Origin of the sequence: Nocardia sp. NPDC060255, assembly GCF_042727395.1 — a bacterium.
GTDB lineage: Bacteria > Actinomycetota > Actinomycetes > Mycobacteriales > Mycobacteriaceae > Nocardia.
The window spans coordinates 217,188-230,863 of the sequence record NZ_JBHXAU010000010.1; the positions used below are offsets into that span (position 1 = coordinate 217,188).

Consider the following 13,676-nt stretch of genomic DNA (forward strand, 5'->3'; position numbering starts at 1 on the left):
TACAACCGACAACCTGTCTGTTGTTGTTCCCGTGTCCCGCGTCGAGCCGGTCTGTTGGTCTTGCGTTGCCCCTACTCTTTCCTGTCCTGATATGGCCTGGATATGGAGATGCTGAGGGACACCTGAGAAAACTGCGGAGAGATTGCTCAGCGGCGCGGGTAGTTCGGAACGCCCAGACAAGGCGCCCAGCATTAACCTCATAGGCGTGGCATCGAATTTGGAGCGAAATCTCGCCTACGTGGAGGAATCCGTCGTGGAAGACGAGATCCTCGTCAGCGCGCGCGAACGGTCCACCGAACTCGGTGCGGTGCCGGTGCCGCCGTCGGTGGGGGCGCTGCTCAGCATGTACGCGCAGCTGCTCGACGCCAAAGCCGTGGTCGAGGTGGGTACCGGCGCCGGGATCAGCGGGCTGTGGCTGCTCGACGGTATGCGCGAGGACGGCACGCTGACCACCATCGATTCCGAGCCGGAGCACCAGCGCGCTGCCAAGGAGGCTTTCCGCGCCGCGGAGATTCCGCCCGCGCGCACCCGGCTGATCAACGGCCGTGCGCTGGACGTGCTACCCCGGCTCGCCGACGGAGCCTACGACCTGGTTTTCATCGATGCCGCGCCGCTCGAGCACCCGCAGTACGTCACCCAGGCGGTGCGACTGCTGCGTGCGGGCGGCGCGATTCTGTTGCACAACGCGTTGCTCGGCGGGCGGGTACCCGATGCGGCGCAACGTGATCCGGCGACCCAGGCGGTGCGGGCGGCCACCCGCGCGATCGCCGAGGATCCGGAACTCACCAGCGTGCTGATTCCCGTCGGCGACGGGTTGCTCTGCGCCTCGCGCGGTTAACCACGCCGCACGCGCTCCGATATTCGTACCGACATCGCGGTTTCCTTGTGCCGCGCCGGGTATTCCGGTGGCGGAGGTACTGCAATGCGTGGGCACGAACTGTTCGAAATCGGCCACATCGGCCACACCATCTTCGAAACTCGATCGAGTTGGCTGCGGCCCGCGCTGCTGTTCTTCGGCTTGATCCTTGTCGTCGCGGTGATCGCGATGGTGGCGGTGAGCAACGCCGATTTCCATACCAGCCCAGCGAAAGTCACCCCGACACACGGGTCTTGCGAGCCGTTCTGCACGGCACCGCCCGCGCCGCCCGCGCCCGGCCAGTAGTTCTCTCCCGCGTCACGCGCACCCGATCGGGGCGCGTGGTTTCGTGTGTCCCGGCGAATTCGCCTGTCGTGCTGAGCATTGCGCGACGCGGTGTGGGATATGTCATGGAATACGAAGGCCCGCAACGGATGTACGATGACCGGTTCGCCTTCGACAGGTCGCGTCCGAGGAAGGGGAGGCACGGTGCGGACGCGCACGGAGGTAGGCCGGATAGCTGGTGACCGACCCTGGAGGGGTGGGCCGGTCGCCGGCGCCGTCGTGGGCGAGTCGGCGAATACAGCGACAGCGCGGCGATTCGAGGCGCATGCTGCTCAGAGCACATCCGAGACCAGCGCGGTGATGCCCCGGGCGGGGGCATGCGGAAGAGGTGCGATCTGAGTGATCTATTACATCCTGAACAACAGCAACAACGACGACGACGGGCGCCCGCAGATTCACTGGGGCGGGGCGCTGGTCGCCTTCGCCCTGGTCCTGGTGGCCGCGGTGCTGGTGGTCTACCTGGTGAGCACCGCCGACTTCGGTCAGCCGGCGAAATCGACGGTGCCGCGCACGCCCGGCCCCTGCGCGCCGTTCTGCCCGGCTACGCCCGCGCCGCTCTGATTCGCCGACGAGGTTCGCCTACACCCAGACGCCCTTGCCGACGGTGACGACGCCGCCGTTGCTGACGGCGAAGCGGTCCCGATCGCGGTCCAGGTCGACGCCGATGATCTCGCCCTCGCCGACCACCACGTTCTTGTCCAGGATGGCCCGACGCACCACCGCGCCACGGCCGATCCGGACACCGGGCATCAGCACGCTGCCCTCGACGGTCGCGCCGTCGTCGATCACCACATTGGAGCTGAGCACCGAATTACGGACGGTGGCGGCCGACAGGATGCTGCCCGCGCCGACGATGCACTCCTGCGCGAGCCCGCCCTGGGCGAACTTCGCGGGCGGCAGGTTCTCGGCGGCGCCGCGAATCGGCCAGTGCCGGTTGTACAGGTTGAAAACCGGGTGCACCGAGACCAAGTCCATGTGCGCGTCGTAGAAGGCGTCGATGGTTCCGACGTCGCGCCAGTAGCCGCGGTCGCGTTCGGTCGCGCCGGGCACCTCGTTGTCGGCGAAGTCGTAGACGCCGGCCTGGCCCGCGGCCACCAGCGCCGGAATGATGTCGCCGCCCATGTCGTGATCGGAGTCGGAATTGTCCGCGTCGGCCTTGATCGAATCCACCAGCACCTTGGTGGTGAAGACATAGTTGCCCATTGACGCAAAAGTGACATTGGGATCGTCGGGCGTGCCGGGCGGATGCGCGGGCTTCTCCAAGAACTGGGTGATCAGACCGGACTCGTCGGAGTCGATGCAGCCGAACGCGCTCGCCTCGCTGCGCGGCACCCGGATACCCGCGACGGTGACGCCCGCGCCGGACTCGATGTGATGGTTGACCATCTGCTCCGGATCCATCCGGTACACGTGGTCGGCGCCGAAAACCACGATGTAGTCGGGGTCTTCGTCATAGATCAGGTTCAGCGACTGCATGATCGCGTCGGCGCTACCGGTGTACCAACGCGGCCCGAGCCGCTGCTGCGCGGGCACCGGAGTGATGTACTCGCCGCCGAAACCGGACAGCCGCCAGGTCTGCGAGATGTGCCGATCCAGCGAGTGCGACTTGTACTGGGTGAGCACGCACAGGCGCAGGAAACCCGCGTTGACCAGGTTGCTGAGGACGAAATCGATCAGTCGATACGCGCCGCCGAATGGCACCGCCGGTTTGGCACGGTCCGCCGTGAGTGGAAAGAGTCGCTTGCCCTCGCCACCGGCGAGCACGATCCCGAGTACGTGCGGCTGGCTCCTCACACTGCCAAACTACCGGGTAACCGCCGCGCGAGTGGCCCCAGCGGAGGTGAACGTCTACTTTGAACCTGGTGAGTTTCGGCACGGACACCCCGCGCTCGACGGCGGATTCCGGCGCGCACGAGCGGCTTCGGGTCGCGATGCTGACCCGCGAGTACCCACCCGAGGTATACGGCGGGGCCGGCGTGCATGTGACCCAATTGACCGCACAGCTGCGGCGACTGTGCGAGGTCACCGTGCATTGCATGGGTGTCGCGCGCACCGATGCCGTGGTGCACCAACCTGATCCGCAGCTCTACGCCGCCAACGCCGCACTGCAGATGATGTCCGCACAGCTGCGCATGGCCGACGCCGCCGGGCAGGTGGACGTCGTGCATTCACATACCTGGTACACCGGCCTGGCCGGACACCTCGCGGCCACGCTATACGGCATCCCACATGTACTGACCGCACATTCGCTGGAGCCACGACGGCCGTGGAAGGCCGAACAGCTCGGCGGCGGCTATCGGCTCTCCTCCTGGTCGGAACGCAACGCGGTGGAGCACGCGGACGCGATCATCGCGGTGAGCGAGGGCATGCGCCACGACGTGCTCGACGCCTACCCCGCGGTCGACCCGGACCGGGTGCACGTCGTGCACAACGGCATCGACGCGGGCATGTGGTACCCGGGTCCGGTGGCGGCGGGCGCGCGGCCGGTGCTCGCGGTGCTCGGTGTGCGGACCGACCGGCCGATGGTGGCGTTCGTCGGGCGGATCACCCGGCAGAAGGGCGTCGGGCATCTGCTCGCCGCGGCCCGCGACTTCGATCCGGACATCCAACTGGTGCTGTGCGCGGGCGCGCCGGACACCAAGGAGCTGGAGGCGGAGACCGCCGCCGCGGTGGAAGAGTTGCAGCGCAGTCGTGGCAACGTGTTCTGGGTACGCGAGATGCTGCCCACCGAACAGATCCGGCAGATCCTGGCCGCCGCCACGGTATTCGTGTGCCCGTCGGTGTACGAGCCGCTCGGCATCGTGAACCTGGAGGCGATGGCGTGCGCGACCGCGGTGGTCGCCTCGGACGTAGGTGGCATCCCCGAGGTGGTCGTCGACGGCGGCACCGGGCGGCTGGTGCACTACGACCCGAACGCGCCCGAGGAGTACGAGCGAGCACTGGCCACCGCGATCAACGAGGTCGCCGGAGATCCCGCACTGGCCGCCGAGTTCGGTGCGGCGGGCCGGGCGCGGGCGATCGCCGAATTCGATTGGTCGCAGATCGCGGCGCAGACGGTCGGTGTGTACGAGCAGGTCCGCAAGTCCTGAGGCCCGACCCAAGGTCCCCCACAATCGCCCACACCGACCGAAGGCCGCCTTCGGTCGGAATACGAGATCGAACGAAGGCGACCTTCGGTAGGTCTGGGGTGCTGAAGGGCGCCTTCGGTCGGATTTGCGGGGTCAGGTCGGGCGGTAGGTGGAGACGAGGACCGAGGCGGTGACCTCGGTTGTTTCCTGGAGGGGCGCGATGCGGGTGTTCTCGGCCGCCGTGTGGTGGGCGGAGGGGCCCATGCCGACGACGTTCGCCACGTCGGTCCTCGTGAGTTTCATCGGGTATTCGACCAGGATGCGATCGGCCGCGGTGAAGTGGCCGGACATGGCCGTGTCGAGCCTGCGATCTTTATCCGGGTCGACGGTCACCATGCCGAGCGGTCCGATCAATTCGCGCAGGTGCCGTTCGGTGGGGGTGGCGACGACGAATCGGCCGTCCGCGGTGAGCACCCGGGCGACCTCGGCCGGGTTGCGCGGTGCGAAGACCGAAAGCACGGCACGCAGGGTGCCGTCGCGGACGGGCAGCCCGCGCCAGGCGTCGGCGAGGACCGACGCGGCCCGTGGATGCGCGCGGGCGCAGCGTTTGGCGGCCGGTTTGGCCACGTCCAGCGCGATGCCGCGGGTCGACGGTGCGGCGTCGAGCGCACCGGCCAGGTAGTAGCCGGTGCCCGCGCCCACCTCCAGCACTGTGCCGGACGCATGCTCGTCCGGCCCGACTGCCTCCGCTACCGCGGCGGCGATCGGTGCGAAATGTCCATCACCTTGAAAGGCGGCACGCGCGTCCAACATGGCCGCGGTGTCACCGGTCATTTTGGTCGACGCGCCGGTCAGCAGGCTGACATAGCCCTGCTTGGCGATGTCGAAACTGTGCCCGTGTCCGCAGCGCAATACCCGATCACACGGCTCGAGGCCGAGCGCGCATTCCGGGCAAGCCAGCAGACCGGCCACAGCGGCCAGCGCTGAGGTATCAGCTGGTGACACTCTTCAGTTCGTCGCCGAGCGCCGCGGCCTCGTCCGGCGTGAGTTCGACGACCAAACGCCCGCCACCCTCGAGTGGAACCCGCATGACGATTCCACGCCCTTCCTTGGTTGCCTCGAGGGGACCGTCCCCGGTACGGGGCTTCATGGCCGCCATCCTCTGCTCCCTCCAGATCTGCGCGATATGCTGCGCACTTTCTTGGAACTCCAGTTGTCACCAACCAGCGAGCTCGCCGGCATTTGGCGAGCTACACCTGTCCCATTCTTCCCTATCGCGGATGTGGACGGATACCTGAGTTCAAAAAGTGACCGGTCGGACTGTGTCGGACACGTCACTACCGACCCAGCAATCGGCCAGGTGATCGTCTACCATCCCGGTCGCCTGCATCAGTGCGTAGGCCGTGGTCGGCCCGACGAAACGGAACCCGCGCCGCTTCAATTCTTTTGCCAGAGCTACGGATTCGGGTGTACTGGCGGGCACCTCGGCCCCGGTTTCCGGGCGTGGCCGTGGGGCGGGGGCGAACGACCAGAGCAATGTGTCCAGTCCGATATCGAGTTCGCGCGCAACCCGGGCGTTGCCGATCGCCGCCTCGATTTTCAGCCGGTTGCGCACGATGCCCGTGTCGGCGAGCAGCCGCGCCGTGTCGGCCTCGCCGAACTCGGCGACGCGGTCGATCGAGAAACCGGCGAACGCGGCGCGGAAGGCGGGCCGCTTGCGCAGGATGGTGATCCAGGACAGGCCCGACTGGAACGCCTCGAGGCACAGTCGTTCGAAGAGGGCGTCGTCGCCGTGCAGCGGCTTTCCCCACTCGAAATCGTGATAATCCCGGTATAACTGGGTCTCCAGCGGCCAGGGGCAGCGGATCCGGCCGTCGTCCTCGGCCAGGGGCATCGCGGCCGGGCTCATTTGGCCTCCGGCGCGACCGGTGCCTGCCACCGCGCGGCCTGCGCTTCGGCCAGTTGATGTTGTAGCTCGTCGATTCTGGCGGCGAGCCTGGCCAGCGACCAGTCCACCTCCGATGCCTTGTAGCCGCGCACCACCTGCTGGAACCGCAGCGACCGGACATCGGCGCCGGAGATCCCCTCGGCGGGCAGCACGGTCGCGGTGGTCCCCTCCGGCAGCGGGCCCAGTTCTTCGGCCCGCCCGAATACCGCACTGGCGAGCAGGAACAGCACCGCGGCAACGAGACCGACGATCAGCACGTACAACAGCAACGTGAGCATGCTTGCCCGCCTCCCCGCGTATTCAGGCCAGACTCGGGTGCCACGACAGTAGCGTCGGCGGCCGTCTGGAAAGTCGTGACCAGGTTAGCCCGTACCCGATGAGTTACCCATGTGATGACGAGATCAGTTGTCACTGGAAGCAATCCCTTATAGGTGCCTAGTGGTGTCGATGTTCAAGGACATGCCCGCCAGCCCGCGGCGGCGGACGGCGAGCTTGTCGGCGATGTCGAGCAGCGCCGTGGCGGCGGGGGTCTCGGGGGAGCGCAGCACGATCGGCGTGCCGTCGTCGCCCGCTTCCCGCACGGCCTGTTCGATCGGGATCTGCCCGAGCAGCGGCACGTCGGCGCCGACGGCGCGGGTGAGACGGTCGGCGACCACCTGTCCGCCGCCGGCCCCGTAGAGCTCCATCCGGCTGCCGTCGGGCAGGTCGAGCCAGGACATGTTCTCCACCACGCCGGCGATCCGCTGCCTGGTCTGCAGCGCGATGGCGCCCGCCCGCTCGGCCACCTCGGCGGCGGCGATCTGCGGGGTGGTGACGACGAGGATCTCGGCGCCGGGGATGAGCTGGGCGATCGAGATGGCGATGTCGCCGGTGCCCGGCGGCAGGTCGAGCAGCAGCACGTCCAGGTCGCCCCAGAACACGTCGGCGAGGAACTGCTGCAGCGCCCGGTGCAGCATCGGGCCGCGCCACACCACCGGCGTATTGCCCTGGGTGAACTGCGCGATGGAGATCATCTTCACGCCGTGCGCCTGCGGCGGCATGATCATCTTCTCGACCTGGGTCGGCCGGGCGTCGGTGCCGAGCATGCGGGGGATCGAGTGGCCGTAGATATCGGCGTCCAGGATGCCGACGGAGAGTCCGCGCGCGGCCATGGCGGCGGCGAGATTGACGGTGACGCTGGACTTTCCGACGCCGCCCTTGCCGGAGGCGACCGCGTACACGCGGGTCAGCGAGCCGGGCTGGGCGAACGGGATGACCGGGTCGGCGGAGTCGCCGCGCAGCTGCTTGCGCAGGTTGGTGCGCTGCTCGTCGTTCATCACATCGAGGTCGACGGTGACCGCGCCGACGCCGGACACGTCGGCGACGGCCTTGGTGACCCGCTGGATGATCTCGGTGCGCAGCGGGCAGCCCGCCGTGGTCAGGTAGACCTCGATGTGGACATTGCTGTCCGCATTGATCGCAATGCTCTTCACCATGCCCAGTTCGGTGATCGGCTTGCGGATCTCCGGATCGTCGACCTTGGCGAGAGCGCCCCGCACATCCGATTCCGTAACTACTGGCATGGCAGGAATTTTAGGCGTGTCAAATTCTGGGCAGGTCCCCGGCCCGTGGTGCGACGCCGTTGGCGTAGGAGGTTTCCCAGGCCATGACATTGGCGACGTAGGCCATCGAGTTGTTGTAGCGCAGGATCGCCTTGGACTGCTGGGCCAGGTCGCGCATGTTCAAACCGCCGTCGCACAGGTACTTTCCGGCGGTCAGTGCCGCGTCGAAGAGGTTCTGTGGATCGGCGATGCCGTCCCCGTTGCCGTCGGCGGCGTAGCGCTTCCAGGTCTGCGGCAGGAACTGCATCGGGCCGATCGCGCGGTCGTAACCGGCCAGACCGTCCAGCTCGCCGCCGTCGGTGTCCCGAACGACGTTGTTGCCGTAGAGGCTTCCGTCGAGCACCGGGCCGTAGACCTTGGTGAGCGGGTTACCGTCGGCGTCGGCCTTGCCGTACGCGTGCGTGGATTCGACGCGGCCGATCCCGGCGAGCATCGACCACGGCATGGCGCAGGTGGGGTTTTCCTCGGCGAGGATGCGTTCGGCGTTCTGATAGGCCGCGACCGCGATACCCGGGATACCCATCGGCCCGGCGGGCAGCGACGCGAGCTGCCGACCATCAGCCAGCGCAACGCTTTTCACCACCGGCGGACCGCTCGGCTTGGCCATCTTGTTGGCCACGAATTCGGTCGTCGCGCCCGGGTCGGTCATCAGTGCTGCGGGTTTGGCTCCCAGCTCGTCCTGATCGTCCCCCGGCAGGTGCTGTGCCACCGCTGTCGCGGTGGTCCCTTGTCCCACATTGGACGCGGCGGTGCACGCCATCAGTCCAGCGGGAACCAATCCGGTCAATGCAATAACCGAGCTGCGTTTAACGGTGACAGCTGGTGGTTTTCGGTGACGCCCCACTGTGCAGTGACCCTCCAACGGCTCGATGTGAGCCCTTCGTGATCTGACGAAGAGGAGACTACCGCATCCGAGACCTTTTTGTTACTACTTCGTGACCTGCTTCGAGTGTGGCGTCAGCCCTGGGGGGCGGGCGGCAGCGGAATCACGATGCCGAAGGGCAGCGTGATGCCGGGCTGCTGGGTCGGCGCCGCGTCTGCCGTCGGCGCCGTCGGATCGACCGTCACGGTGGGTGCTGCCTCCGGTGTCGATTCCGGCGTCTGTACGGCCTGCTGGCCGGGCGCGGGGGCCGGTGCCGGGGCTTGCTGCTGGGCGGCGTCCGGCGGCGTGCAGACCGGCGCGACGGGCGGCTCCGGGTGCGCCGGATCCTTCGGCGCGGCCACGCCGGCCCCGAAGGTCTGTGCGGGTGCGCCGGGCACGATGGCGGGCTCGGCCGGCTCGCCGGGCTGCGGCATCGGGGCCGGAATCACCGCGGGCTCACAGGGATTGAGCGGCTTCGGCGGCGGCGGGCAGAAGATGCCACAGGGGATCGGCGGCAGGCCGGGGATGGTGATCATCACCTCGGTCGGCGTCGGCGCCGTGGTGGTCTGCGGTGTCGTGGGGGCCGTGGTGGCCGGCGTGTTGTTGGTGTAGGTGACCGCCGTCATGTCCGGGATCTGGGCGGGCGCGCTGCCCGGCGGGATCAGATCGGGCGAGATGGTCACCTGGGTCGGCGCGCCGCCGGTGCGGTAGGCCGCCGCCCAGCTGAGCACGTTGGCCGCGTAGGCCGCCGAGTTGTTGTAGCGCAGCACGGCCTGGAGTTCCTGAGCCTGATCGCGCAGGTTCAGCCCGCCCGAGCACAGGTACTTGCCCGCGGCGAGCGCGGCATCGAAGACGTTGTTCGGGTCGGCGACACCGTCGCCGTTACCGTCGGCGGCGTAATGGGCCCAGGTACCGGGCAGGAACTGCATCGGCCCGACCGCGCGGACGTAACCGCCGCTGGCTTCCTTGATGATCTCGTTACCGGGCAGCGTGCCGTCCAGCGCGGGGCCGTAGATCGGCGTGACCGTGGTGCCCGCGGCGTCGGTGCGGCCGCCGCCCGCGTGGCCCGATTCGATCCGGCCGATGCCGGCCAGCAGACTCCAGGACAACCCGCACTCGGGCGTGGACGACTCCAGCGCTAGTTCGGCGTTGCGGTACGCGGCGAGCACGATCTCCGGGATGCCGAGCGCGCCGCCGATCAGCGGCAGCGAGATCTCCTGGAGCGGCACTCGCCCGGCGAACGGTGCCGAGCCGTCGGACGGAGTCATTGCCCGGAGTTTGCGGGGCGACTCCTGGGTGACCGGAAGGAGACCAACTGTCTTAGACAGTCCGGTCTCGCTCGACTTGCCGGACGCATCCACTGATCCGGCTGGATTCGTCGAGGCGGCCAGCAAAGCCTCGGGTGCGGTGGGCGCACCGGCTGGGGAGGAGGGATCGGAGGCGGAGCCTGAGGCGACAAGACCGGCGACGACCAGGGCCGAGACGGTTATCGGAGTAGATATACGCATTCAGCCACACCAATCCTCTACGTCGTGTGAGCGGCTATCTGGGACATCCCCTTCCCGGCGCCGCTCGGGACAACGCTGTCCAGGTTACCCACCAGTCAGGTAGTTGTTCGGTATTTCCGGTCAATCGTCAGCTACAGGCGGTGAAACCGGGGCTGGTGCCTGCTTTCGGCCGGAACTCTTCTTGCGTTGCGGCTTGCTGTTGCCCGCACCCTCGATCCGATCGAGTATCTCCTTCATCTCCTCCAATTCCCTGCGCAAATAGTCGCGAGTCGCGACTTCGCCGACCGCGATCCGCAATGCTGCGAGTTCGCGGGCGAGGAACTCGGTGTCCGCCTTGGTCTGGGCGGCCCGCATCCGGTCCTCTTCCAGCGCGACCCGGTCGCGGTTGTCCTGCCGGTTCTGCGCGAGCAGGATCAGTGGCGCGGCATAGGCGGCCTGGGTAGAGAAGGCCAGATTCAACAGAATGAACGGATATGGATCCCAGCGCAACGCGATGACGCCCACATTTAACGTGATCCAAACGATCACGATGAGCGTCTGAATGGCCAGGTAGCGGCCGGTGCCGAGGAATCTGGCGACGCGTTCGCTGCTGCGCGCGAGCGCGTCCGCGTCCCAATCGATGCGGAACCGGGACTCGACCGGCGTCTCCAGCCGCTGCCGCGCGCCGCCGACCTTGTCAATCATGTCCAGCTATCCCTTCGTGTAGCTCTTCCTGGTCGCGCCAGTCATCGGGTAGCAAATGGTCGAGCACGTCATCGACGCTGACCGCGCCGAGCAGGTGGTTCTCTTCGTCCACCACCGGTCCGCAGACCAGGTTGTAGGTCGCGAAGTAGCGGGTCACCGCGGCCAGTGGGACGTCTGCCCGCAACGGAGCCAGGCCCGCGTCGAGGATGCCGCCGACCAGATGGGCGGGCGGCTCGCGCAGCAACCGCTGGATGTGCACCGACCCGAGATACCGGCCGGTGGGCGTCGAGGTCGGCGGCCGGACCACGAACACCATGGAGGCCAGCGCCGGCGTCAGATCGGGGTTGCGCACCCGGGCCAGCGCCTCGGCGACCGTGGTGGACGGCGTGAGAATCACCGGCTTGGGCGTCATCAGGCCGCCCGCGCTGTACGGGGAATGTTCGAGCAGCCTGCGGACCGGTTCGGACTCCTCCGGATCCATCAGCGCGAGCAGCGATTCGGCCTCGTTGACCGGCAGCTCGCCGAGCAGGTCGGCGGCGTCGTCGGGATCCATCGCCTCGAGCACGTCGGCGGCGCGGCGCACCTCCAGATGGCCGAGCAGGTGGACCTGCTCGTCGTCGGGCAGCTCCTGCACGACGTCGGCGAGTCGCTCGTCGTCGAGCGCGACGGCCACCTCGAGGCGTCGTTTCTCCGGCAGCTCACGCAGCAGGTGCGCGACATCGGGAGCGCGCAGGCCCTCGAACTGCTCGAGCAGCTGGGTGACCTCCTGTCCGGGCTGGTCGATGCCGCTCGGGGTCAGCCCCGAGACATGGATCCAATCCACCACATGCACGGTCCGGCGGCGCCCGATCCTGCGGTGCCCGCGCACGGCGACCCTGGTCACCCGCCAATCCCTGGTACGGGTCTGTTCCATGCCGAGATCGACCACGACCACGTCCACGTCGGCGAGGTCCGGTAGATCCGGATCCTCCACGCGCACCGAGGAATCCACGATCTGCGCGAGCGCAAGCATCTCGCCGGGCCGTTGGTGGAAGCGGCGCAGGCTGACCGTCCCGGTGTTCAGTGTCACCACGCCGGGCTCGATCGCGGTGACCCGCAGGATCGGCACGAAAATGCGCCGCCGCGTGGGTAATTCGACGACGAGGCCGTGAATGCGGGGCTGTTGCCGGTCGTACCGGATGGCCACGACGACATCGCGGACCCGGCCGATAGACTCGCCGTCCGGTCCCAACACCACCAGGCCGGCCAGCCTGGCGACGTACACCCTGGTAGCTGCCATGCTTGCCAGGCTAGAGGTTCGGGAGCGGGTGTCAGTACCACGCCACGATCGACGGGAGTGATCTTGAAGCCGCGCCGTTCGGTGCTCGCCTGTCCGGGCAGCAGCAAGAAGATGATCGAAAAGGCCAAGGGCCTGCCCGTCGACGAGGTGTTTCTCGATCTGGAGGACGCCGTCGCGCCGCCCGCCAAGGCCGAGGCGCGGGCGAATATCGTGGCGGCGCTCAACGATTCCGACTGGGGATCACAATTGCGAGTGGTCCGCGTCAACGACTGGACCACCCAGTGGACCTACACCGACGTGATCACCATTGTCGAGGGCGCGGGCACGGCGCTGGACGCCATCCTGCTGCCGAAGGTGACCGACGCCGGTCAGGTGTGCGCGCTGGATCTGCTGCTCACCCAGTTGGAGAAGGCGACCGGGCTCGAGGTCGGCCGGATCGGCATCGAGCCGCAGATCGAAAACGCGTTGGGGCTGCGCAATATCGACGAGATCGCCACCGCGAGCCCGCGCGTGCAGGCGCTGGTGTTCGGTCCGGCCGACTTCATGGCCAGCATCAACATGCGCACCCTGGTGGTCGGCGAACAGCCGGAGGGCTACGACACCGGTGATGCCTATCACCACATCCTGATGACCATCCTGCTCACCGCCCGCGCGCACGGCCTGCAGGCGATCGACGGCCCGTACCTGCAGATTCGGGACGTGGACGGCTTCCGCCGGGCCGCTGGGCGCACCGCCGCGCTCGGCTTCGACGGCAAGTGGGTGCTGCATCCCGGCCAGATCGAGGCGGCCAACGAGATCTTCAGCCCGCGTCAGTCCGACTACGATCGCGCCGAGTTGATCCTCGACGCGTACGCCTTCCACACCTCGGCCGAGGGTGGCGCGCGCGGCGCGGTGATGCTCGGCGACGAGATGATCGATGAGGCCAGTGCGAAAATGGCCCAGGTGATCGCGGAAAAGGGCCGGGCGGCGGCAATGACGCGAAGCACGCGTTTCACACCCCCGGAAAACCGGTAGAAATAGCAGAATAGAGACATGACGAATCCCTTGGGGAACTCGAATCGCGCACGGCAGGGCCTGCCGACGCCGCCGTCCGGCTGGCCGGTCGGCTCCTATCCCACCTACGCCGAGGCGCAGAAGGCCGTCGACTACCTGGCCGACGGGCAGTTCCCGGTGCAGGACGTGACGATCGTCGGCGTCGATCTGATGCAGGTCGAGCGGGTCCTCTACCGGCTGACGTGGGGCAAGGTCATCGGCGGCGGTGTGGTGAGCGGAGCCTGGCTCGGCCTGTTCCTCGGTCTGCTGCTGAGCCTGTTCACCACCAGCGGCGCGTTCGGCCCGCTGCTGGTCGGTCTGGTCGGCGGCGTCATCTTCGGCGTCATCTCCACCTCGATCCCGTACGCGGCGACCAAGGGGCAGCGCGACTTCGCCTCCACCATGCAGTTGGTGGCGGGGCGCTACGACGTGCTGTGCGACCCGAAGTCCGCGGAACAGGCGCGGGACATGCTTGCGCGGCTGGCCATCTGAC

At 67.8% G+C, this 13,676-nt stretch carries 16 protein-coding genes; 6 read left to right on the forward strand and 10 right to left on the reverse strand.

Annotated elements, in window-relative coordinates:
- The first annotated feature begins 205 nt into the window (after positions 1-205).
- The 3 genes from ACFWF1_RS20480 to ACFWF1_RS20490 all read left to right on the forward strand — a co-directional run bounded on the left by ACFWF1_RS20480 (position 206) and on the right by ACFWF1_RS20490 (position 1,762).
- On the forward strand, positions 206-838 hold the full coding sequence (locus tag ACFWF1_RS20480; protein ID WP_379280751.1) for an O-methyltransferase: 633 nt from the start codon (positions 206-208) through the stop codon (positions 836-838).
- Between the two features lie 84 nt (positions 839-922).
- Complete coding sequence (locus ACFWF1_RS20485; protein ID WP_379280750.1) at positions 923-1,162, forward strand: hypothetical protein; 240 nt, start codon at positions 923-925, stop codon at positions 1,160-1,162.
- 378 nt (positions 1,163-1,540) lie between these two features.
- Positions 1,541-1,762 carry a hypothetical protein gene (locus ACFWF1_RS20490; protein WP_379280749.1) on the forward strand — a complete coding sequence of 74 codons (222 nt, stop codon included), beginning with the start codon at positions 1,541-1,543 and terminating at the stop codon, positions 1,760-1,762.
- 18 nt (positions 1,763-1,780) lie between these two features.
- Here ACFWF1_RS20490 and glgC read toward each other — a convergent pair whose 3' ends face one another.
- Positions 1,781-2,995, reverse strand: coding sequence for a glucose-1-phosphate adenylyltransferase (gene glgC / locus ACFWF1_RS20495; RefSeq protein ID WP_357381029.1), 1,215 nt, complete (start codon positions 2,993-2,995; stop codon positions 1,781-1,783).
- Between the two features lie 137 nt (positions 2,996-3,132).
- Here glgC and glgA point away from each other — a divergent pair, with 137 nt between their 5' ends.
- On the forward strand, positions 3,133-4,290 hold the full coding sequence (gene glgA / locus ACFWF1_RS20500; RefSeq protein WP_379281200.1) for a glycogen synthase: 1,158 nt from the start codon (positions 3,133-3,135) through the stop codon (positions 4,288-4,290).
- A 132-nt stretch (positions 4,291-4,422) separates the two neighbouring features.
- On the opposite strand, the gene ACFWF1_RS20505 is transcribed toward glgA, so the two are convergent.
- The 9 genes from ACFWF1_RS20505 to ACFWF1_RS20545 form a co-directional block, all read right to left on the reverse strand.
- Positions 4,423-5,274 carry a putative RNA methyltransferase gene (locus ACFWF1_RS20505; RefSeq protein WP_379280748.1) on the reverse strand — a complete coding sequence of 284 codons (852 nt, stop codon included), beginning with the start codon at positions 5,272-5,274 and terminating at the stop codon, positions 4,423-4,425.
- On the reverse strand, positions 5,261-5,428 hold the full coding sequence (locus ACFWF1_RS20510; RefSeq protein WP_011211259.1) for a DUF3117 domain-containing protein: 168 nt from the start codon (positions 5,426-5,428) through the stop codon (positions 5,261-5,263). The genes ACFWF1_RS20505 and ACFWF1_RS20510 overlap by 14 nt, the downstream gene beginning before the upstream one ends.
- Before the next feature lie 141 nt (positions 5,429-5,569).
- The gene (locus ACFWF1_RS20515; protein ID WP_379280747.1) at positions 5,570-6,178 is read right to left on the reverse strand and encodes a DNA-3-methyladenine glycosylase I; all 609 of its coding nucleotides are present in this window, start codon (positions 6,176-6,178) and stop codon (positions 5,570-5,572) included.
- Complete coding sequence (locus ACFWF1_RS20520) at positions 6,175-6,495, reverse strand: DivIVA domain-containing protein (protein ID WP_357381023.1); 321 nt, start codon at positions 6,493-6,495, stop codon at positions 6,175-6,177. Before ACFWF1_RS20520 ends, ACFWF1_RS20515 begins: the two co-directional genes overlap by 4 nt.
- Positions 6,496-6,642: 147 nt before the next feature.
- Positions 6,643-7,779, reverse strand: a complete 1,137-nt coding sequence (locus ACFWF1_RS20525; protein WP_379280746.1) for an Mrp/NBP35 family ATP-binding protein — start codon at positions 7,777-7,779, stop codon at positions 6,643-6,645.
- Positions 7,780-7,798: 19 nt separating this feature from the next.
- Complete coding sequence (locus ACFWF1_RS20530) at positions 7,799-8,662, reverse strand: lytic transglycosylase domain-containing protein (protein ID WP_379280745.1); 864 nt, start codon at positions 8,660-8,662, stop codon at positions 7,799-7,801.
- A gap of 113 nt (positions 8,663-8,775) precedes the next feature.
- Positions 8,776-9,948 (reverse strand): lytic murein transglycosylase, encoded by a 1,173-nt coding sequence (locus ACFWF1_RS20535; RefSeq protein ID WP_379280744.1) that lies wholly within the window; start codon positions 9,946-9,948, stop codon positions 8,776-8,778.
- Positions 9,949-10,308: 360 nt separating this feature from the next.
- Positions 10,309-10,872, reverse strand: coding sequence for a DUF1003 domain-containing protein (locus tag ACFWF1_RS20540; RefSeq protein WP_379280743.1), 564 nt, complete (start codon positions 10,870-10,872; stop codon positions 10,309-10,311).
- Positions 10,865-12,151, reverse strand: a complete 1,287-nt coding sequence (locus ACFWF1_RS20545; protein WP_379280742.1) for a magnesium transporter MgtE N-terminal domain-containing protein — start codon at positions 12,149-12,151, stop codon at positions 10,865-10,867. Before ACFWF1_RS20545 ends, ACFWF1_RS20540 begins: the two co-directional genes overlap by 8 nt.
- A gap of 57 nt (positions 12,152-12,208) precedes the next feature.
- Here ACFWF1_RS20545 and ACFWF1_RS20550 point away from each other — a divergent pair, with 57 nt between their 5' ends.
- Both ACFWF1_RS20550 and ACFWF1_RS20555 read left to right on the forward strand, forming a co-directional pair.
- The gene (locus ACFWF1_RS20550) at positions 12,209-13,165 is read left to right on the forward strand and encodes an HpcH/HpaI aldolase/citrate lyase family protein (protein ID WP_379280741.1); all 957 of its coding nucleotides are present in this window, start codon (positions 12,209-12,211) and stop codon (positions 13,163-13,165) included.
- Positions 13,166-13,183: 18 nt separating this feature from the next.
- On the forward strand, positions 13,184-13,675 hold the full coding sequence (locus tag ACFWF1_RS20555; RefSeq protein ID WP_357381010.1) for a general stress protein: 492 nt from the start codon (positions 13,184-13,186) through the stop codon (positions 13,673-13,675).
- The last annotated feature ends 1 nt before the right edge of the window (position 13,676 follow it).